The organism is Geodermatophilus obscurus DSM 43160 (genome assembly GCF_000025345.1).
GTDB lineage: Bacteria > Actinomycetota > Actinomycetes > Mycobacteriales > Geodermatophilaceae > Geodermatophilus > Geodermatophilus obscurus.
On the sequence record NC_013757.1, the window covers coordinates 2,120,826 to 2,141,268 of the forward strand.

Annotated in this window: 16 protein-coding genes; 10 read left to right on the plus strand and 6 right to left on the minus strand. The window is 74.5% G+C overall.

Annotated features, from left to right (window positions below):
- Positions 1–3: 3 nt before the first annotated feature.
- From uvrC to GOBS_RS10035, 10 genes are all read left to right on the plus strand, one after another.
- Entirely contained in the window at positions 4–2,076 is a 2,073-nt protein-coding gene (uvrC, locus tag GOBS_RS09990; protein ID WP_012948166.1) for an excinuclease ABC subunit UvrC, read from the plus strand.
- A 52-nt stretch (positions 2,077–2,128) separates the two neighbouring features.
- Positions 2,129–3,091 carry an RNase adapter RapZ gene (gene rapZ, locus GOBS_RS09995; protein WP_012948167.1) on the plus strand — a complete coding sequence of 321 codons (963 nt, stop codon included), beginning with the start codon at positions 2,129–2,131 and terminating at the stop codon, positions 3,089–3,091.
- Positions 3,091–4,191 carry a gluconeogenesis factor YvcK family protein gene (locus GOBS_RS10000; RefSeq protein WP_012948168.1) on the plus strand — a complete coding sequence of 367 codons (1,101 nt, stop codon included), beginning with the start codon at positions 3,091–3,093 and terminating at the stop codon, positions 4,189–4,191. Before rapZ ends, GOBS_RS10000 begins: the two co-directional genes overlap by 1 nt.
- Positions 4,192–4,218: 27 nt before the next feature.
- The gene (gene whiA, locus GOBS_RS10005; protein ID WP_012948169.1) at positions 4,219–5,199 is read left to right on the plus strand and encodes a DNA-binding protein WhiA; all 981 of its coding nucleotides are present in this window, start codon (positions 4,219–4,221) and stop codon (positions 5,197–5,199) included.
- 217 nt (positions 5,200–5,416) lie between these two features.
- Positions 5,417–6,421, plus strand: a complete 1,005-nt coding sequence (gap, locus tag GOBS_RS10010) for a type I glyceraldehyde-3-phosphate dehydrogenase (RefSeq protein WP_012948170.1) — start codon at positions 5,417–5,419, stop codon at positions 6,419–6,421.
- Between the two features lie 11 nt (positions 6,422–6,432).
- Entirely contained in the window at positions 6,433–7,626 is a 1,194-nt protein-coding gene (locus tag GOBS_RS10015) for a phosphoglycerate kinase (protein ID WP_012948171.1), read from the plus strand.
- Positions 7,627–7,641: 15 nt separating this feature from the next.
- Positions 7,642–8,505 carry a triose-phosphate isomerase gene (gene tpiA / locus GOBS_RS10020; RefSeq protein ID WP_012948172.1) on the plus strand — a complete coding sequence of 288 codons (864 nt, stop codon included), beginning with the start codon at positions 7,642–7,644 and terminating at the stop codon, positions 8,503–8,505.
- 33 nt (positions 8,506–8,538) lie between these two features.
- On the plus strand, positions 8,539–10,326 hold the full coding sequence (locus GOBS_RS10025) for an ABC transporter substrate-binding protein (RefSeq protein WP_012948173.1): 1,788 nt from the start codon (positions 8,539–8,541) through the stop codon (positions 10,324–10,326).
- Between the two features lie 35 nt (positions 10,327–10,361).
- Positions 10,362–10,595, plus strand: a complete 234-nt coding sequence (gene secG / locus GOBS_RS10030) for a preprotein translocase subunit SecG (protein ID WP_012948174.1) — start codon at positions 10,362–10,364, stop codon at positions 10,593–10,595.
- A 252-nt stretch (positions 10,596–10,847) separates the two neighbouring features.
- Positions 10,848–11,189: an RNA polymerase-binding protein RbpA gene (locus GOBS_RS10035; RefSeq protein WP_012948175.1), complete on the plus strand. Its 342-nt coding sequence runs from the start codon at positions 10,848–10,850 to the stop codon at positions 11,187–11,189.
- 322 nt (positions 11,190–11,511) lie between these two features.
- On the opposite strand, the gene pgl is transcribed toward GOBS_RS10035, so the two are convergent.
- From pgl to tkt, 6 genes are all read right to left on the minus strand, one after another.
- Positions 11,512–12,327, minus strand: a complete 816-nt coding sequence (gene pgl, locus GOBS_RS10040) for a 6-phosphogluconolactonase (protein ID WP_012948177.1) — start codon at positions 12,325–12,327, stop codon at positions 11,512–11,514.
- On the minus strand, positions 12,324–13,445 hold the full coding sequence (locus GOBS_RS10045; protein WP_012948178.1) for a glucose-6-phosphate dehydrogenase assembly protein OpcA: 1,122 nt from the start codon (positions 13,443–13,445) through the stop codon (positions 12,324–12,326). Before GOBS_RS10045 ends, pgl begins: the two co-directional genes overlap by 4 nt.
- A gap of 40 nt (positions 13,446–13,485) precedes the next feature.
- Positions 13,486–15,003: a glucose-6-phosphate dehydrogenase gene (gene zwf / locus GOBS_RS10050; protein WP_012948179.1), complete on the minus strand. Its 1,518-nt coding sequence runs from the start codon at positions 15,001–15,003 to the stop codon at positions 13,486–13,488.
- A gap of 105 nt (positions 15,004–15,108) precedes the next feature.
- A complete protein-coding gene (locus tag GOBS_RS10055; RefSeq protein ID WP_012948180.1) occupies positions 15,109–16,707 on the minus strand; it encodes a hypothetical protein in 1,599 nt (532 codons plus the stop codon).
- A gap of 46 nt (positions 16,708–16,753) precedes the next feature.
- Complete coding sequence (tal, locus tag GOBS_RS10060) at positions 16,754–17,857, minus strand: transaldolase (protein WP_012948181.1); 1,104 nt, start codon at positions 17,855–17,857, stop codon at positions 16,754–16,756.
- Positions 17,858–17,954: 97 nt separating this feature from the next.
- On the minus strand, positions 17,955–20,180 hold the full coding sequence (gene tkt / locus GOBS_RS10065; RefSeq protein ID WP_012948182.1) for a transketolase: 2,226 nt from the start codon (positions 20,178–20,180) through the stop codon (positions 17,955–17,957).
- Positions 20,181–20,443: the final 263 nt, after the last annotated feature.

The following is a 20,443-nucleotide window of genomic DNA, read 5'->3' on the forward strand; positions in this document are numbered from 1 at the left end:
TACATGCCCGACCCGTCCACGTACCGACCGGCGGTCGGCAGCATCCCGGAGTCGCCCGGCGTCTACAAGTTCCGCGACCCCAACGGCCGGGTGGTCTACGTCGGCAAGGCCAAGAACCTCCGGCAGCGGTTGAACAGCTACTTCGCCGACGTCGCGGGCCTGCACCCTCGCACCCGGCAGATGGTGACGACGGCGGCCAGCGTCGAGTGGACCGTCGTCGGCACGGAGGTCGAGGCCCTCCAGCTCGAGTACAACTGGATCAAGGAGTTCGACCCGCGGTTCAACGTCCGCTACCGCGACGACAAGAGCTACCCGAGCCTCGCCGTGACGCTCAACGAGGAGTACCCGCGGCTGCAGGTGATGCGCGGCCCGAAGAAGAAGGGCGTCCGCTACTTCGGCCCGTACGCGCACGCCTGGGCCATCCGCGAGACGCTCGACACCCTCACCCGAGTCTTCCCGGCGCGGACCTGCTCCAACGGCGTCTTCAAGCGCGCCGGCCAGATCGGCCGGCCCTGCCTGCTCGGCTACATCGGCAAGTGCGCCGCCCCCTGCGTCGGCCGGGTCTCCGCGGAGGAGCACCGGCAGATCGTCGACGGCTTCTGCGAGTTCATGGCCGGGCGCACCGACCAGATGATCCGCCGCCTCGAGCGCGAGATGGCCGAGGCCGCCGAGGCGATGGAGTACGAGAAGGCCGCCCGGCTGCGCGACGACCTCGGCGCCCTCCGGCGGGCGATGGAGAAGCAGGCCGTCGTCCTCGGGAACGGCACCGACGCCGACGTGGTCGCCTTCGCCCAGGACGAGCTGGAGGCCTCCGTGCAGGTCTTCCACGTCCGCGGCGGTCGGGTCCGCGGCCAGCGCGGGTGGATCGTCGACAAGGTCGAGGAGGTCAGCACCGGCGAGCTGGTCGAGCAGTTCGTGCTGCAGGTCTACGGCGGCGTCGACGAGGCGACCGGCGTCGGGGAGGCGGGGGAGGCGGTGCCCAGGGAGGTGCTCGTCCCCGAGCTGCCCGACGATGCCGACGTCTACGAGGAGCTGCTCAGCGAGCTCCGCGGCAGCCGCGTGAGCCTGCGGGTGCCACAGCGGGGCGACAAGCGGGCCCTGCTGGAGACGGTGGAGCGCAACGCCAAGGAGGCCTTCGCCCGGCACCGGGTCAAGCGGTCCAGCGACCTCACCGCCCGCTCGCTGGCGCTGTCGGAGCTGCAGGAGGCGCTGGAGCTGCCCGACGCGCCGCTGCGCATCGAGTGCATCGACGTCTCGCACGTCCAGCAGACCAACGTCGTGGCCAGCATGGTCGTCTTCGAGGACGGTCTGGCGAAGAAGTCCGACTACCGCCGGTTCTCCGTCACCCACGGCACCGACGACACCGCGGCGATGGCCGAGGTCGTCCGGCGCCGGTTCGCCCGCCACCTCAAGGAGGAGCAGGACCGCCGCGACGAGCAGGGGGTGGCGGCGGAGGAGGGCCGGCCGCGCCGGTTCGCCTACCCGCCGAACCTGCTCGTGGTGGACGGCGGTGCACCGCAGGTCGCCGCGGCCGCCCGGTCGCTCGACGAGCTGGGCATCGTCGACGTGGCCGTCTGCGGGCTGGCCAAGCGGATGGAGGAGGTGTGGCTGCCCGGGGAGTCCGACCCGGTCATCCTGCCGCGCACCTCCGAGGCGCTGTACCTGCTGCAGCGGGTCCGCGACGAGGCGCACCGCTTCGCGATCACCTACCACCGGCAGAAGCGGTCCACCAGCATGCTGGTCTCCCTGTTGGACGACGTCCCCGGGCTCGGGGAGACGCGACGGAAGGCGCTGATGAAGCAGTTCGGATCCCTCAAGAGGCTGCGGGCTGCCACGGTCGAGGAGCTGATGGTCGTGCCCGGCATCGGTCGGCGGACGGCGGAGGCAGTGCTCGCGGCGGTGGCGCAGCCGGAGGCGGGGGAGGCGGGCGCCCCCGAGGCGAGCGGGCCGGCGGACGACGCCGCGCCCGCCGGGGAGACCGTGGAGACGACGACCGCCCCGGCCGGTCCGGCCGCGCGCGGCACCCCCCGCAGCGGCTCCGGCGCCACCGCCGAGGTCGGGCTGGTGGCGTCGTGAGCGGCTCGGTGGTGGATCCGGCTCCGCCGGGCCGGGGCGAACGGGGAGCACTGTGACGGAGCAGGCCGGGACCGCCCACCTCGAGGTGCCGCCCGGCGCCCCCGGACACCCGCACAGCGAGGTCCCGGTACCGCTCGACCCCACCTCCACCGAGACGCCGCCGCTGGACGTCGTCGTCGTCACCGGGCTCTCCGGCGCCGGCAAGAACAGCGCCGGGCGGGTGCTGGAGGACCTCGGCTGGTTCGTCGTCGACAACCTGCCGCCGGCGCTGCTGCTGCCCATGGTCGAGCTCGGCGCCCGCGGCGACGTGCGCCGGTTCGCCGCCGTCGTCGACGTCCGCAGCCGGGCCTTCTCCAGCGACCTGCAGGAGGCCATCCGGGTGCTCGCCGAGGCCGGCCACCGCCCGCGGGTCGTCTACGTGCACGCGCGCGACGAGGTGCTGGTCCGCCGCTACGAGTCCAACCGGCGGGAGCACCCGCTGCAGGGCACCGGCACGCTCATCGACGGCATCACCGAGGAGCGGGCGCTGCTGACCGGCATCGCCGGCGAGGCCGATCTCTGGGTCGACACCAGCGACCTCAACATCCACCAGCTGCGCGCCACGCTGGAGAACGCCTTCGCCCGCGAGGGCAAGACGCCGCCGCTGACCGCGACGGTGCTCAGCTTCGGGTTCAAGTACGGCCTGCCGTTGGACGCCGACCTGGTCGTCGATGCCCGCTTCCTGCCCAACCCGCACTGGCTGCCCGACCTGCGCCCGCACACCGGTCAGGACCCCGACGTCCGCGACTACGTCCTCGGCCAGGACGCCGCCCGACCCTTCCTCGACCGGTACACCGACGTGCTGCGCCTGCTCATCCCCGGCTACCGCCGCGAGGGCAAGCGCTACCTGACCCTCGCCGTGGGCTGCACCGGCGGGAAGCACCGCAGCGTCGCCATCGCCGAGGAGTTCGCCCGACGGCTGCGCGCCGACGGCGTCGACGCCACCGTCCAGCACCGCGACCTGGGCCGCGAGTAGTGGGGGCCCCGGAACACGCCCCGTCCGCCGGACCCGACGCGGCCGCGGTCCGGCCGCCGCGCGTGGTCGCCTTCGGCGGCGGTCACGGGCTGGCGGCGGCGCTCGCCGCCTGGCGCCGGATCACGCCGGACCTGACCGCGGTCGTCACCGTCGCGGACGACGGTGGCTCCTCCGGGCGGATCCGGCGGGAGATGCCGGTCCTGCCGCCGGGCGACCTGCGGATGGCGTTGACCGCGCTGGCCGGCGAGGACGCCGACACCCGCCGGATGGCGGCGCTCCTGCAGCACCGCCTCGGCGGCAGCGGCGTCCTCGCCGGCCACCCGGTGGGCAACCTGGTGCTGACCGGGCTGGTCGAGATGCACGGCGGGGACACCGTCCGGGCGCTGGACGACGTGTGCCGGTTGCTGGGCGCCCGCGGGCGGGTGCTGCCGATGGCCGACGTCCCCCTGGACCTGGTCGCGCGGGTGGAGAGCACCGACCCCGACGACCCGGCGCGGGCGCGGACCATCCGCGGTCAGGTGGCGATCGCCACGACGCCGGGACGGGTGCGCGAGATCCGGCTGTCCCCGGCCGACCCGCCGGTGCACCCCGACGTGCTGGACGCCATCGCCACCGCCGACGTCGTCTCGCTGGGCCCGGGTTCCTGGTACACGTCGGTGCTGCCGCACCTGCTGGTACCGCGGCTGCGCGCCGCGCTCGCCGCGAGCCGCGCCCGGGTGGTCGTCGTCCTCAATCTCGAGCCCCAGCCAGGGGAGACCGACGGCTTCTCGCCGGAGGAGCACCTCACCGTGCTGCAGAGCCATCTCCGCGGAGTGGCATTGCACACGGTGATCGCCGATGAGGAATCGGTGGTTGACCGCCGTGGTCTCCTGTCTGCGGTACGTGAGTGCGGTGCCGAGCTCGTCCTGGCCCCGGTCGCCGAGGACCGCGGCGTGCCGCGACACGACCCGGTGCGCCTGGCCGGAGCACTCCGCGAGGCGCTCTGGTCCGTGGTCGCGACGCGACAGGGCATGGAAATAAGCGAGCGGGTACCGCAACCTCTCGTACCGGGACCGGTACGAGAGGGAGACGAAGGGAACGCCGCACATGGGGCTTGGTGAGCCCGGGGGAACATGGGGGTGGACGGCATGGCGATGACGGCCATGGTCAAGGACGAACTGTCGCGCGTGGAGTGCACGAAGACCTCCGAGCGCAAGGCGGAGGTCACGGCGCTGCTGCGCTTCAGCGGCGGCCTGCACATCGTCGGTGGTCGAGTGGTCATCGAGGCCGAGCTCGACACCGGCTCGGTGGCCCGCCGGCTGCGCCGCGACATCAGCGAGGTCTACGGCTACACGAGCGGCGTCAGCGTGCTGGCGGGCGGCAACATCCGCCGCGGGGTGCGCTACCTGGTCCGGATCGCCAAGCACGGCGAGGGCCTGGCCCGGCAGACCGGGCTGGTCGACCAGCGGGGCCGGCCGGTCCGCGGGCTGCCGCCGTCGGTGGTCAGCGGCGGCCTGAACGACGCCGAGGCCGCCTGGCGGGGGGCCTTCCTCGCGCACGGCTCGCTGACCGAGCCCGGCCGCTCCTCCTCCCTGGAGGTCACCTGCCCGGGCCCGGAGGCCGCGATGGCGCTGGTGGGCGCGGCCCGCCGGCTCGGCATCGCCGCCAAGGCCCGCGAGGTGCGCGGCGCCGACCGGGTGGTCGTCCGCGACGGCGACGCGATCAGCGCGCTGCTCACCCGCATGGGCGCCCACGACGCGGTGCTGGCCTGGGAGGAGCGGCGGATGCGCCGCGAGGTCCGGGCCACCGCCAACCGGCTGGCCAACTTCGACGACGCCAACCTGCGCCGCTCCGCCCGGGCGGCGGTCGCAGCCAGCGCCCGCGTGGAGCGGGCGCTGGAGATCCTCGACGGCGACGCCCCCGAGCACCTGCTGGTCGCCGGCCGGCTGCGTCTGGAGTACGGCCAGGCGTCGCTGGAGGAGCTCGGCCAGCGCGCCGACCCCCCGATGACCAAGGACGCCGTCGCCGGCCGGATCCGCCGGCTGCTGGCCATGGCCGACAAGCGGGCCAAGGACCTCGGCATCTCCGACACCGAGTCGGTCGTGACCGAGGACATGCTCACCCAGTGAAAGGACCCTCCTGCCCCCCACCGCTCGCAGGCTCGCGGCGGGGCCCTGCAGGAGGGCCGTTCCAGCCTGTCACCGGCCCGGGTCGCCCTCCCGGGCGACCCGGGCCGCGTCGTGTCCGGACCGATAGGGTCAGTCCCCGGTGAGGTCGCGCACGCGTGCGGCTCCTGCAGCTCCACCGACTAGACGAGCTCCACCGAACAGACATGGGAGGTCTGCTGTGACCGTACGGGTGGGCATCAACGGGTTCGGCCGGATCGGGCGCAACTTCTGGCGCGCGGCCGCGGCCAGCGGCAAGGACATCGAGATCGTGGCGGTCAACGACCTGACCAGCCCCGAGGTCCTGGCGCACCTGCTCAAGTACGACAGCATCCTGGGCGTGCTGTCCGAGGACGTCGCCGCCGACGGCGAGGGCATCAAGATCGCCGGGAAGACCATGAAGGTCCTCTCCGAGCGCGACCCGGCCAACCTGCCCTGGGGCGACCTGGGCGTCGACGTCGTCGTCGAGTCCACCGGTTTCTTCACGAAGGCCGACGACGCCCGCAAGCACGTCGACGCCGGGGGCGCCAGGAAGGTCGTCATCTCCGCGCCGGCCACCGGCGACGACCTGACCATCGTCATGGGCGTCAACCACGAGAAGTACGACGGCTCGCAGACGATCATCAGCAACGCGTCCTGCACGACCAACTGCCTGGCCCCGCTGGCCAAGGTGCTCAACGACAGCTTCGGCATCGAGCGCGGTCTCATGACCACGATCCACGCCTACACCGCCGACCAGAACCTGCAGGACGGCCCGCACAAAGACCTGCGCCGCGCCCGCGCCGCCGCGCTCAACATGGTCCCCACCTCGACCGGTGCGGCCAAGGCCATCGGCCTGGTCCTGCCCGAGCTGCAGGGCAAGCTCGACGGTTACGCCGTCCGCGTCCCGGTGCCCACCGGCTCGGCCACCGACCTCACCGTCCAGCTGTCCCGCGAGGTGCCGGCCGACGAGATCGACGCCGCCTACCGCGAGGCCGCCGCGGGCCCGCTGGCGGGGATCCTCAAGTACACCGACGCCCCGATCGTCTCCTCCGACATCGTCACCGACCCGGCGAGCTGCATCTACGACAGCAAGCTCACCAAGGTCTTCGGCCCGATGGCCAAGGTGCTCGGCTGGTACGACAACGAGTGGGGCTACTCGAACCGGCTCGTCGACTCCGTCGAGCTCGTCGGCCGCTCGCTCTGACGCGGCGCGCCATGCGTTCCCTCGACGACCTGCTCGCCGAGGGCGTCTCGGGTCGGCGCGTGCTCGTGCGCGCCGACCTGAACGTCCCGCTGGACAAGACCACCCGGGCCATCACCGACGACGGCCGGATCCGCGCCAGCCTGCCCACGCTGCAGGCGCTGCGCGAGGCCGGTGCCCGCGTCGTCGTCGCCGCCCACCTCGGCCGGCCCAAGGGCGCGCCGGACCCGCAGTACTCGCTGGCGCCGGTCGCCGCCCGGCTCGGTGAGCTGCTCGGCACCGAGGTGCCGCTGGCCGCCGACGTCGCGGGCGAGGACGCGCAGGCGAAGGCCGGTCAGCTCGGCGACGGCGACGTTGTGCTGCTGGAGAACGTCCGCTTCGAGGCCGCGGAGACGTCGAAGGACGACGCCGAGCGGGGCGGGCTGGCCGATCGGTTCGCCGCCCTCGCCGACACCTTCGTCGACGACGCCTTCGGCGCCGTGCACCGCAAGCACGCCTCGGTGTACGACGTGGCGCTGCGGCTGCCGCACGTCGCCGGCCGGCTGGTGGCCACCGAGCTCGACGTGCTCACCCGGCTGACCCGGGACCCGGAGCGGCCCTACGTCGTGGTGCTCGGCGGCTCGAAGGTCAGCGACAAGCTGGCCGTCATCGAGGCGCTGCTGCCCAAGGTCGACCGGCTGCTCGTCGGCGGCGGCATGTGCTTCACCTTCCTGGCCGCCCAGGGCCACGGGGTCGGGAAGTCGCTGCTGGAGGCCGACCAGGTCGAGACCTGCCGGCGGCTGCTGGCCGAGGCCGGTGACCGCATCGTGCTGCCGCTCGACGTCGTCTGCGCGCCGGAGTTCAGCGCGGACGTGGAGACGACCACCGTCCCGGTCGAGTCCATCCCGGACGACCAGATGGGCCTGGACGTCGGCCCGCGCACGGTCGAGGCCTTCGGCCGCGAGCTCGGCGGGGCCCGCACCGTCTTCTGGAACGGGCCGATGGGCGTGTTCGAGCTCGCGCCGTTCCAGGCCGGCACCCGGGGGGTGGCCGGAGCGGTGGCCGCGGTCGACGGCCTGTCGGTCGTCGGCGGCGGCGACTCGGCCGCCGCGGTGCGCCAGCTCGGGCTCGACGAGGCCGCCTACGGCCACATCAGCACCGGCGGCGGCGCGTCGCTGGAGTACCTCGAGGGCCGGGAGCTGCCCGGCCTCGCGGTGCTGGCCGACTGAGCGAGGAGGACGGACATGGCACGCAGGGGCACCCCGGTCCGCCGCGAGGGGCGCCGGCCGCTCCTCGCCGGCAACTGGAAGATGAACCTCACCCACCTCGAGGCCATCGGGATGGTGCAGAAACTCGCCTTCAGCCTCAAGGAGACCGAGCTGGAGGCCGCCGAGGTCGTCGTCCTCCCGCCGTTCACCGCGCTGCGGAGCGTGCAGACGCTCGTCAACGGCGACAAGCTGGAGATCGGCTACGGCGCGCAGGACCTCTCCGTGCAGGACTCCGGCGCCTACACCGGCGAGGTCAGCGGCGCGATGCTCGCCGCGCTGGCCTGCCGGTACGTGGTCGTCGGCCACTCCGAGCGGCGCGCGCTGCACGGTGAGGACGACGCCGTGGTGGCCGGCAAGGTGCAGGCGGCGCTGCGGCACGGCCTGGTCCCGATCCTGTGCGTGGGGGAGGGGTTGGAGGTCCGCCGGGCCGGCGAGCACGTCGCGCACTGCACCGCCCAGCTGGACGCGGCCCTGGAGGGGCTGACCGCCGAGCAGCTCACCGGTTCCGGCGCGGGCACGGAGGCCGGGGGCGGCGGGGGTTCCGGGTCCGGCGGAGGGGTCGTGATCGCCTATGAGCCGGTGTGGGCGATCGGCACCGGCGAGGTGGCCACACCCGAGGACGCTCAGGAGGTGTGCGGTGCCCTGCGGTCACGGCTCGCCGAGCGTTTCGGCGCCGAGACCGCCGGGGTCGTCCGTATCCTCTACGGCGGGTCGGTGAAGGCCGCCAACACGGCCGGGATCCTGGCCGGGCCGGACGTCGACGGTGCACTCGTCGGTGGCGCCAGCCTGGACGCCGACGAGTTCGCGCAGATCTGTCGGACAGCCGCCGACGTCGGCTGACCGCCGCCGCCGGACGGGCGGGGAGCGGGTGGAGTGGACAGCACGCTGGAGCGGGGCCCTGCCTGGGCGCGGGGCACCCGCGGCCGGGTGGCCGGCATCGCCGCCGTCGTCCTGCTGGTCGTCGGGGTGGCGGTCAGCTGCGCCAAGGCCGGCGAGGACCGCGCCACCCTCCCCGTCTTCGGCGGCGGTCCGGACGCCGGGGTCACCGGGGTCCGGGCGCCGTCCGAGGCCTCCGGGGGCACGCTGCGGGTGGTGACCGGCGAGGTCGACAACCTCGACCCGCAACGCTCCTACCTCCCCGGAGTGTGGAACCTCATGCGGCTCTACACCCGCACCCTGGTCAGCTACTCCTCCGAGCCCGGCCGCACCGCCGAGCTGGTGCCCGACCTCGCGACCGACCTGGGGACCACGCCCGACGGCGGGGCCACCTGGACCTTCACCCTCCGCGAGGGGGTGCGGTTCGAGACCGGCCAGCCGATCACCTCGCGCGACGTCAAGTACGGCATCGAGCGCTCGTTCGCCTCGGACGTGGTCGTCGGCGGCCCGACCCGTGTGGTCGAGCTGCTCGACGACCCGGGCAACCCCTACGCCGGCCCGTACCAGGACGAGACGCCCGGCCGGCTGGGCCTGGCCTCGGTCGAGACGCCCGACGACCGCACCATCACCTTCCGGCTGCGCGCGCCCCAGCCGGACTTCCCGTACGTCATGGCGCTGCCCTCGAGCAGCCCGGTCCCGGCGGACCACGACACCGGCGCCGACTACGGCCTCGACCCGGTCTCCTCCGGCCCCTACCTGGTCGCCACGCGGGACGACGTGACGGGCATCGTGCTCGAGCGCAACCCGCAGTGGGACCCGGCCACCGATGACGTCCGCACCGCGCTGCCCGACCGGGTCGTCGTGCGCACCGGGCTGACCGGTGTGCAGCGCGACCAGGCGCTGCTGGCCGGGTCCGCTGACGTCGACATCTCCGGCGCCGGCATCCAGGCGCCGACCACCGCCCGGCTGGGCGAGGACACCGGCGGCGAGGTCCGGCTGGTCGACCGGATCGACGAGGTGACCAACAACGTCGTCCGGCTGCTCGCGCTGCCGACGGACGTCGCGCCGTTCGACGACCCGGCCTGCCGGGCCGCGGTGGCCGCGGTCGTGGACCGCGCGGCGGTGCAGGAGGTGCTCGGCGGGCCCGCGGAGGCCGTGCGCACCTCCCAGCTGTGGCCGCGCGGCGTGGACGGCGGGCCGGAGGAGCCCGACCCGACCGCCGACCCCGCCACCGCCGAGGAGTCCCTGGCCGCCTGCGGCCGGCCGGAGGGCTTCGGCACCGTGCTCGCCGTCCCGGACGCCCCGACCGGCGTGGCCGTGGCCGAGGAGGTGGCCGGGCAACTCTCCGGCATCGGCATCGAGGCCGAGGTACGGGCGCTGGACGCACCGAGCTTCTACGCGACCGAGGTCGGCAACCCCGACCGGGTCCGCGACAACGGGATCGGCATCGTGCTGGCCACCTGGACCGCCGACTTCCCGACCCCCGGCTCGTTCCTCGTGCCGCTGGTCGACGGCCGGTCAGTCAGCACCGTCGGCAACACCAACTTCGCCCGCCTGCGGGACCCCGGCATCGACGGGCTCATCGACGCCGCCCGCGCGGCCGCCGGCGACCCCGAGGCGGCCCGCGCGGCCTGGCGCGAGGTGGCGACCGCGGCCACCGCGACCGGCGCGTACGTGCCGCTGGCCGAGTCGCGGGTGCAGCTGCTGGCCGGCCAGCGGCTGCGCAACGGCGTGGTGATGGGCCCGTATACGAGCTACGACCTGGCGACCGCCGGCGTCCGCTGACCGGGGGGACGCCGGCGGTCGGTTACCCTCGAGGCATGGTCGAGCTGGTCCTCAACGTGCTGCTGGTGCTCACCAGCGTGCTCCTCGTGGTGCTGATCCTGCTGCACCGCGGCAAGGGCGGGGGCCTGTCCTCGATGTTCGGCGGCGCGGTCTCCTCGCAGCTGTCCGGCTCCTCGGTCGTCGAGAAGAACCTCAACCGGCTCACCGTGTTCATCGGGCTGATCTGGACGGTCTGCATCGTCGGCCTGGGCATCCTGCTCAAGGTCTGAAGGAGGACCCCGCCCTCCTCACCGTGGAAGGGCCCGTCCTCCCCACCCTCCGCAAGCTCAGGGCGGTGCCCGGGACGGGGCCGCGGCGAGCCTCTGGCCGGTGCGGTTCCAGCGCGTCACCACGCTCGCCTCGTGGTCCGGTGAACGCCGAGGTCACCGGGACCAAAGTCCTCCGCACGGCATGATCCAGCCCATAGACTGCCCCGGCGACCACCGGTCGCTGCACACGGCTGAGACGCACAGGGGGCACTCGTGTCTGGTGGTAACGCGATCCGGGGCACGCGGGTGGGCGCCGGGCCGATGGGGGAGGCCGAGCGCGGCGAGACCGCTCCCCGCCGGCGGGTGCCGTTCTGGTGCGCCCAGGGGCACGAGACGCAGGTGTCCTTCGCCTCGGACGCCGAGGTACCCGAGCTGTGGGACTGCCCGCGCTGCGGTCTGCCCGCCGGCCAGGACCAGGCGGCCCCGCCGCCCGCGCCGCGCACCGAGCCCTACAAGACCCACCTGGCCTACGTCCGCGAACGGCGCAGCGACGCCGACGGCGACGCCCTCCTCGAGGAGGCTCTGGCCAAGCTGCGGGCCCGCCGCGGCGCCTGAAAGGACCCCTCTGCCCCCCACCGCTCGCAGGCTCGCGGCGGGCCCCTGCAGAGGGGCCGAGCCTCACTCCTGTGGCGGTCGCGGCTGGGGCACGGCCGTCCACGGCACCCAGGTCGCCCGCTCTCAGTTCCAGTAGCAGCCCCGGTGCGCGAGGGGTGCGACGGGGAGGTCGACCGGCGCCCGGCGGAGCGTGCGGCTGGTGGGCGGGGCGGGGAGCGTCATTACGGTCTCCACGGCGGTGGGACGGCGGCCGGGCGGCTACCGGTCGCGGCCCGCAGTGTGCACCTCCGGCACCTCGCCCACCAGGGTCCGCCGTCCCCGGTCAGCCCTGACCGGCGAGCTCCCCGGCTGCCTCGGCGTCCAGCAGCCAGCGGGTCGCCCGGCGCCCGTGCACCCCGGCCGCGGGCAGCTCCTCGGGTGTCGCGCCACCGGTCAGCGCCCGCGCCACGGCCGGTGCCTTAGCCGCGCCGGAGACCAGCAGCCACACCTCCTCGGCCGCGTTGATCGCGGAGAAGCCGAGGCTGATCCGGGTCGGCGGCGGCTTGGGGCAGTCGCGCACCGCGAACACGGCGCGCTCGTCGGAGACCGCAGGCGTCCCGGGGAAGACCGACGCCACGTGCCCCTCGGGGCCCATGCCGAGCAGCAGCAGGTCGATGCGGGGGAGCGGCTGCCCCCCCGGCGCCGCGGCGGCCAGTTGGTCGGCGTACCAGGCGGCGGCGTCCTCGGGCTCGGCGAAGCCGGCGTCCGAGGCCGGCACGGCGTGGACGCGCTCCGCCGGGACCCCGGCCGGGTCCAGCAGCGCCTGCCGGGCGCCCCGCTCGTTGCGGTCGCCGTCGTCGGCGGGCACCCAGCGCTCGTCGCCCCACCAGACGTCGACCGCGGTCCAGTCCACCCGCTCGCGCGCCGGCTCGCGCACCAGGTCGGCCACCCGCTCGAGGACGGCGGTGCCGATGCCCCCGCCGGTGAGGACGACCGACGCCGTCCCGTGCACGGCCTGCGCGGCGGCCAGCCGGGCGACCAGCGCCGCGGCGACGGCGCGGGCCAGCCGGTCGGCATCGGGCTCGACGACGACGTCCGGCGTGGGGGAGCCCGCCGCGGCCGTCCGGGCGGGGACGCGGTCCCCGGGGGGCAGCGTCACGGAACGGCCTGCCCGGCGTCGCGGGCGCCCTGGTCGGCGTCGTCCACGCCCTGCTGGGCGACCTCGTCCGTGCCCTCCGAGTCCGGCGGGACGGCAGGGAGCGTCTCCCCGCCGCTGCCGGCGTTCTCCTCGGCCGGGTCGAACCACACGTACTCGCGCACGGCGGAGCGGTATGCCAGGTCCGGCACGCCGGTGGTGCTCTCCAGCGCTTCCGCGAAGGGCTCGTCGGGGTCGAGGCGACGCAGCTCCTCGCCGACCAGGTCGCCGAGCTGCCGGTCGGGCAGGGCAACCGTCGCCTCCGGCCGGTAGGGCTGGTGGATGACCGCCCCGCCGCGCCGGTCGGCCGCCACCCGGACCTGCTCGTCCTGGTCCAGCTCCAGCACCACTGCCGAGACCCCGCTGGGCCCGGCCCGCCGCTCGCCGGACACCACCGGGATCTCGCGCCCGCAGCGCGCGCTCAGCCAGCCGGCCAGCAGCAGCGCGGTGGCGTTCCCCGGATCCCCCTCGACCCGGCCGCCCAGCACCTGGACGGCGTCGCCGCGGCGCCCGGACACCGAGTCCACCGTCGAGGTCAGCGTGGCGCGCCACGGGGTGCTGCGGGTCCAGGCCAGGTCGGTGTCACCCGGCGCGTAGTCCTCGGCACGGGCGCGCAGCGCGGCCAGCTGGTCCTGGGCCAGCGAGCTGTCGGTGATCCGCCGGTCGGCGATCACCGCCAGCGCGTCGGTGGACAGCTGCTCCGGCGGCGTGCCGTGCCACCAGGTCACCACGGGGGCGTCGGCGGCCAGCAGCGGCAGCACCACCGACTCGGCGTGCAGCGCCAGCCGGCCGTACATGCGCATGACCACGGCCTCGCCGGGGCCCAGCCGCCCGCCGATCAGCACCTCGGCGTCCAGCCGCGGCGACGGCGCCTCGATCTGCCGGCGGACGACGATCAGCAGCCGGCAGGGGTGCTGCTCGGCGGCGGCCGTCGCGGCCTCCTCGGCCTCGGCCACCCGGTTCTCGTCGGCCACGACCACCAGGGTCAGCGCGACGCCGGAGAGCACCGCGCCGCCGGTGCGGCGCTGCGCGGCGAGCTCCTTGACCACGGCGGAGCCGGTGGTGTCCCACAGGGTCGTCATCGGGTTCCCTCCCGTCGGGCGGCTGTAGCGGGTTCGCGCCTCACGGACGCCGCCACCGGCGGCCCTCGGCGGCCAGCATCTCGTCGGCCGCCCGCGGCCCCCACTCGCCGGCCCGGTAGGCCTGCGGCGTCGTGCCCTCCCAGAACTCCTCGAGCGGGTCGATCACCGCCCAGGAGGCCTCGACCTCGGCGTTGCGCGGGAAGAGCGTGGCGTCGCCGAGCAGGACGTCGAGCAGCAGCCGCTCGTAGGCCTCGGGGCTGGCCTCGGTGAACTGCTCGCCGTAGAGGAAGTCCATCGCGACGTCGCGGACCTCCATCACGCTGCCGGGCACCTTCGACCCGAACTTCAGGGTCATCCCCTCGTCAGGCTGCACGCGGATGACCAGCTGGTTGTTGCCCAGCTCCTCGGTGTCGGTGTCGGCGAAGGGCAGGTGCGGCGCGCGCTTGAACACCAGCGCGATCTCGGTGACCCGCCGTGGCAGCCGCTTGCCGGTGCGCAGGTAGAACGGCACGCCGGCCCAGCGGCGGGTCTCCACGCCCAGCCGGACGGCGGCGTAGGTCTCGGTGGTGGAGTGCGCGTCGACGCCCTCCTCCTGCCGGTAGCCGGTGGCCCGCTGGCCGGCCAGCCAGCCCTGCTCGTACTGGCCGCGGACGGCAGAGGTGGCGAGGTCCTCCGGCAGCGAGATCGCGCGCAGCACCTTGAGCTTCTCGGTGCGGATCTCCTCGGCGGAGAACTCGACCGGCTCCTCCATCGCGGTGAGCGCCAGCAGCTGCAGCAGGTGGTTCTGCAGCACGTCGCGGGCGGCGCCGGTCTGCTCGTAGAACTGCGCCCGCCCGCCGATCCCGACGTCCTCGGCCATGGTGATCTGCACCGAGTCGACGTGGTGGCCGTTCCAGACCGGCTCGAACAGCTCGTTGGCGAACCGCAGCGCCATCAGGTTCTGGACGGTCTCCTTGCCCAGGTAGTGGTCGATGCGGAAGACGTCCTCGGCGGTGAACACGGAGTCGACGAGTTCGTTCAGCTCCCGGCTGGAGGCCAGGTCGGTGCCGAACGGCTTCTCCACCACGACCCGGCGCCACCGTCCGGGGGTGCTGTCGGCCATGCCGGTGCGTTGCATCTGCTTGAGCACGACCGGGAACATCGTCGGCGGGATGGAGAGGTAGAACGCGGCGTTGCCGCCGATGCCGTGGCTGCCCTCGAGCTCGCCGAGGGTGGCGGCCAGCTGGTCGAAGGCGTTGTCGTCGTCGAAGGAGCCCTGCACGAACCGGACGCTGGCGGCCAGCCGCTCCCAGACCTCCTCGCGCCACGGGGTGCGGGCGGCCTTGCGGGCGGCGTCGCGCGCCAGCTCGGCGAAGTCCTCGTCGCCCCAGTCGCGGCGGGCGAAGCCCAGGAGGGCGAAGTTGGTGGGCAGCAGCCCGCGGTTGGCCAGGTCGTAGACGGCCGGCAGCAGCTTCTTGCGGGCCAGGTCCCCGGTGATGCCGAAGACGACCAGGGCGCAGGGCTCGGGTACGCGGGGCAGCCGCCGGTCCCGCGGATCGCGCAGCGGGTTGGAGATCATGGTCCGTCCTCGAGGTCGGAGGGGTGTCCGCCGTCCGGCGCGGCGGTGCACCGGGCGGCGGGTCGTGCGGGTGCGCTCGTGGAGTCTGATCCTCCCCGAGGCTGCTCAGCCGAGCGCGTCGAGCAGCTGGCCGGTGCCCGCGGCCCGGTCGGTCAGGTGCAGGTGCAGCAGCGGCCGCTGCCGCACGACCAGGGCCTGCCGGTCACCCGCGGCCTGGGCGGCCTGCAGCGTCGCGAAGCCGTAGGGCTGGTCGGGCACCGGGAGGTCCGCGGCGACGGCCCCGGTGAGCTGCAGGAACGCGCCGGTCCGCGGGCCGCCCTTGTGGTACTGGCCGGTGGCGTGCAGGGAGCGCGGGGCCCACCCGAAGGTGACGGCGTGCCCGGTGTGCCGGGCCAGCGCGGCCCGCAGCTCGCCGGCGCGGGCATCGGCCCACCGGTCCAGGTACGCCATCACCGCGAGGTAGCCCCGCGGCGGGACTGCGGCCAGCAGCGCCTGCAGGGCCAGGGTCACCCCGTCGTGCTGGGGGAGGTCCACCCCCTCGAGCAGCCCGCCCGGCGCGCGCAGCTCGACCGCGCCGATCGTCGCCATCGGCGGCTCGACGGGCGGGCCGGCGTCCAGCAGCCGCCGGGTGTTCTCCTCCGTCTCGACCACGTCCGGCTGGTCGAACGGGTTGGTGCCGAGCACCCGCCCGGCCACGGCGGTGGCGTACTCCCAGCCGAGGAACTGTGCGCCGAGCGGGCCGGTCACGCCGACGGAGGGGCCCGGCTCGACCGGGTCGCCGCCGACGACGACCAGCAGCGCGTCGGGGGCGGTGGCGCCGGGGGCGTCGGGCGACTCGACGACGACCGGCAGCAGCCCGCGGCCGTCCTTACCGGTGGACCCGGCGACCAGCTGCTCGGCCCAGTCGCCGAAGCCGGTGATCGGGGAGCCGCCGTCGGCGAGGGTGACCTTGTCGCGACCGGTGCGGAAGCCCGCGCTCATGGCCACGCCCAGCTCGAGCGCGGCGTTGCCGGGCTCGGCCAGGTGCTCGGCGAGCTCGGCGGCCTCCTCGAGCAGTGCACCGACGTCGGCTCCGGCCAGCGCCGCCGGGACCAGGCCGAACGCCGACAGCGCGCTGTAGCGGCCGCCGACGTGCGGGTCGGCGAGGAACACCTCGCGGGCGCCCATCGCCGCGCCGGTCTCCGCCAGCGGCGAGCCCGGGTCGGTGACGACGACGAACCGGGCGCCGATCTGCTTCTCGTCGAGGCCCGCGTCGGCGAACGCCTGGATGAACGCGCGCCGCTGGCTGTCGGTCTCCACCGTGCCGCCGGACTCGGCGCTGAGCACGACGACGGTGCGGTCCAGGTCGGTCATGGCGGCGGCGACCTGGTGCGGGTCGGTGGTGTCCAGGACGACGAGCGGCACGCCCGCCGTCCGGCAGACCACCTCCGGGGCCAGCGACGAGCCGCCCACCCCGCAGAGCACGACCCGGTCCAGGCCCTCGAACTGCAGCTCGGCGCGCAGCTCGGCCAGCCGGGCGACCAACGGCCGCGAGGTCGCCGGCAGGTCCAGCCAGCCCAGCCGGACCGAGGCCTCGCGCTCGGCCTCCGGCCCCCACAGGGTGGGGTCCTCGGCCACCAGCCGGGCGGCGACGTCGTCGCCGGCCAGCTGGGTCCGCACCGGCTCGGGGACGTCGAGCCCGGTGCAGCCGAACGCGAAGGTCACGCGGCCTCCCCGCCGGCGCTCGTCGGGCGTGCACCGTCGGGTGGGGTCACTTCTTGTCCTGGAGCTCGCTGCGCACCGACTCGGTCAGCTCGTCCCACGAGTCGACGAACTTCTGCACGCCCTCGTCCTCGATCACCCGGAAGACGTCGTCGAGGTCGACGCCGGCCTCGGCCACGGCCTTCAGGACCGAGGCGGCGTCCTCGTAGGTCTGCTGGACCGGGGTGCCGGGCTCGCCGTGGTCGGCGTAGGCCTTCATCGTCTTCTCCGGCATGGTGTTGACCGTGCCGGGGGCGACGAGCTCGCTGACGTAGAGGGTGTCGGGGTACTCGGGGTTCTTCACGCCCGTCGACGCCCACAGCGGCCGCTGCGGCCGGGCGCCCTTTGCCTCCAGCGCCTTCCAGCGGTCGGAGGAGAAGACCTCCTCGTAGGCCTGGTAGGCCAGCTGGGCGTTGGCCAGCGCCGCCTTGCCCTTGAGGTGGTCGGCGCCCGCCTTCTCCAGCCGCTTGTCGATCTCGGTGTCCACGCGGGACACGAAGAACGACGCCACCGAGGCGATGCCCGACAGGTCCGCGTCGGCGTCCTCGGCCAGCCGCTGCTCCAGCCCGGACAGGTAGGCGTCCATGACCGCCCGGTACCGCTCGAGGCTGAAGATGAGGGTGACGTTCACACTGATGCCGCGGGAGATGGACGTCGTGATCGCCGGCAGGCCGGCCTCGGTGGCCGGGATCTTGATGTAGAGGTTCTTCCGGTCGACCAGCCACCACAGGTGCGCGGCCTCGGCGGCCGTCGCGTCGGTGTCGTGGGCCAGGCCGGGGGCGACCTCCAGCGACACCCGGCCGTCGCCGGGCTGCCGCTCCGCCACCGGCGCGAGCAGGTCGCAGGCGTCGCGGACGTCGGCGGCGGTGATGGTGCGCAGCGCCTCCTCGACGCTGACCGACCGCACCGCGAGGGCGTGCAGCTGGTCGTCGTAGGACTCCGACCCGCTGATCGCCGCGGCGAAGATGGTCGGGTTGGTGGTGACGCCGACGACGCTGTACTCGTCGACCAGCGACTGCAGGTTCCCGCTGCGGATGCGGTCGCGGGAGAGGTCGTCGAGCCAGACGGCGACCCCGGCCGACGACAGCTCGGCCAGCTTCTCGTTCTGTGCCATTTCTCGTGCCTTTCGTGTCCGGCCCGGGAGTGGCCCCGCTGTAGGGGCCCGCCGCGAGCTTGCGAGTGGTGGGGACAGCGGGGTCCTTCGAGGGTCCTTACTGGTCGCCGGTGGGGTGCGGCAGGCCGCCGGTGGCGGCGACGGGTCCGGCCGGCACGGCGTGGCCCGACCGAGCCGCCTCGATGCTCTCGCGGGCGGCGGCCACCACGGCCTCGTCGGTGAGACCGAACTGCTCGTAGAGGACGGAGTAGGCGGCGCTCGCCCCGTAGTGGGTGAGGCCGACGATCCGGCCGGCGTCGCCGACGAACTCGCGCCACCCCATGGGCACGCCGGCCTCGACGCTGACCCGGGCGCGGACGGTGGGCGGCAGCACCTCGTCCTTGTAGGCCTGGTCCTGGTCGGCGAACCACTCGACGCAGGGGACCGAGACCACCCGGGTCGGCACGCCGTCGGCCTCCAGGCGCTCCCGGGCGGCGACGGCGATCTGCACCTCGGAGCCGGTGCCGAGCAGGATCACCTCGGGGGTGCCGTTGGAGGCCTCGGCCAGCACGTACGCCCCGCGGGCCACGCCCTCTGCGGAGCCGAACTCCGACCGGTCGTAGACCGGCAGGTTCTGCCGGGACAGCAGCAGGCCGGCCGGGCGGTCGTTGTTCTCCAGGACCGTCCGCCAGGCGACGGCCACCTCGTTGGCGTCGGCCGGGCGGACGACGTCCAGCCCCGGGATCGCCCGCAGCGCCGCGAAGTGCTCGATCGGCTGGTGCGTCGGGCCGTCCTCGCCCAGGCCGATGGAGTCGTGCGTCCAGACGTAGGTGACCGGCAGCTGCATGAGCGCGGCCAGCCGCACCGCGCCGCGCATGTAGTCGGAGAAGGTGAGGAAGGTGCCGCCGTAGACGCGGGTGCCGCCGTGCAGGGCGATCCCGTTCATGATCGCGCCCATCCCGTGCTCCCGGACGCCGAAGTGCAGCGTGCGTCCGTACGGCCCGCCCGACCACATCTTCGTCTGGCGGTCGGCGGGCAGGAACGACGGTTCGCCCTTGACCGCGGTGTTGTTGCTCTCCGCCAGGTCGGCCGACCCGCCCCACAGCTCGGGCAGCACCGGGTAGAGCGCCGCGAGCACCTCCCCGGAGGCCTTGCGGGTGGCCACGCCCTTGGGATCGGCGTCCCAGCCCGGGAGGTCCCTGCCGAAGCCCTCGGGCAGCGTGCGGGTGCGCATCCGCTCGAGCAGCGCGGCGGCGTCGGCGTTCTCGCGCTGCCAGGCCGCGAACCGCTCGTCCCACGCGGCGCGCTCCTCGCGGCCCTTCTCGACGACGGAGCGGGCGTGCGCCAGCACCTCGTCGTCCACCGGGAAGGTCTGCTCGGGGTCGAAGCCGAGGATCTCCTTGGTGGCCCGCACCTCGTCCTCGCCGAGCGCGGAGCCGTGCGAGGCGCCGGTGTTCTGCTTGTTCGGTGCCGGCCAGGCGATGATCGTGCGCAGCACGACGAGCGAGGGCCGGCCGGTCTCGGCCTTGGCCGCGGCGAAGGCCCGGTCGACCGCGGCGAGGTCCTCGCCGTCGTCGACGTGCTGCACGTGCCAGCCGTAGGCCTCGTACCGCTTGCCGACGTCCTCGGTGAACGCGACGTTCGTGTCGTCCTCGATGGAGATCCGGTTGTCGTCGTAGACGAGCACCAGGTTGCCCAGCTGCTGGGTGCCGGCCAGCGACGACGCCTCGCCGCTGACACCCTCCTCCATGTCGCCGTCGGAGGCGAAGCACCAGACGGTGTGGTCGAACAGGCTCTCGCCCTCGGGGGCGTCGGGGTCGAGCATGCCCCGCTCGCGGCGGGCGGCCATCGCCATCCCGACGGCGTTGCCGACGCCCTGGCCCAGCGGCCCGGTCGTCGTCTCCACGCCCGGGGTGTGGTTGACCTCGGGGTGGCCCGGGGTCTTCGAGCCCCAGGTGCGCAGCGCCTGCAGGTCCGCCAGCTCCAGGCCGTAGCCGGAGAGGTAGAGCTGGACGTAGAGGGTCAGGCTCGAGTGGCCCATGGACAGGACGAACCGGTCCCGGGCGGTCCAGTTCGGGTCGCTGGGGTCGTGCCGCAGCCACTTGTGGAACAACAGGTAGGCGGTCGGGGCCATGCTCATCGCCGTCCCCGGGTGGCCGTTCCCCACCTTCTGGACGGCGTCCATCGCCAGCACCCGCGCGGTGTCGATGGCGCGGCGGTCGAGCTCCCCGAAGCCGTCGGGCAGGGTCGGGTGCGGCTGGCGCGGGTCGCCGGTCGGTGCGTCGGTGGCGGCCTCGGCCGGGGCCTCGGCCTCGGTGCTCCTCGTCGCGTCGTCGGTGGTCATCGGTCTGTCGTGCTCCCTCGGGTCGGCCGTGCGGGACCCGCCCGGGCGCTCTGCGGCGACCTGTCGACCCGGGCGGACGGCGGTGCCTGGCCCCAGCGACCGGCCTCGCGTCCGTCCCGGCCCGGTGCCCCGGACCACGACGTACCGTCGTCGTCGACGTCGGCCCTACCCGCTGCGTGCGCAGCACCAACGTGTCCGACCCTAGTGGTCTGCCCGGGGAGGAGACCCTGGTCATGCCCACCGGGGGCAGGGGTGGCCGCGGG

What these genes read in the sequence shown, in the direction of transcription:
- secG (WP_012948174.1), top strand. Translation starts at nt 10,362, where the DNA reads ATGGTCGAGCTGGTCCTCAACGTGCTGCTGGTGCTCACCAGCGTGCTC.
- GOBS_RS10015 (WP_012948171.1), top strand. Translation starts at nt 6,433, where the DNA reads ATGCGTTCCCTCGACGACCTGCTCGCCGAGGGCGTCTCGGGTCGGCGC.
- GOBS_RS10045 (WP_012948178.1), bottom strand. Translation starts at nt 13,445, where the DNA reads ATGACGACCCTGTGGGACACCACCGGCTCCGCCGTGGTCAAGGAGCTC.
- tpiA (WP_012948172.1), top strand. Translation starts at nt 7,642, where the DNA reads ATGGCACGCAGGGGCACCCCGGTCCGCCGCGAGGGGCGCCGGCCGCTC.
- whiA (WP_012948169.1), top strand. Translation starts at nt 4,219, where the DNA reads ATGGCGATGACGGCCATGGTCAAGGACGAACTGTCGCGCGTGGAGTGC.
- tkt (WP_012948182.1), bottom strand. Translation starts at nt 20,180, where the DNA reads ATGACCACCGACGACGCGACGAGGAGCACCGAGGCCGAGGCCCCGGCC.
- zwf (WP_012948179.1), bottom strand. Translation starts at nt 15,003, where the DNA reads ATGATCTCCAACCCGCTGCGCGATCCGCGGGACCGGCGGCTGCCCCGC.
- uvrC (WP_012948166.1), top strand. Translation starts at nt 4, where the DNA reads ATGCCCGACCCGTCCACGTACCGACCGGCGGTCGGCAGCATCCCGGAG.
- tal (WP_012948181.1), bottom strand. Translation starts at nt 17,857, where the DNA reads ATGGCACAGAACGAGAAGCTGGCCGAGCTGTCGTCGGCCGGGGTCGCC.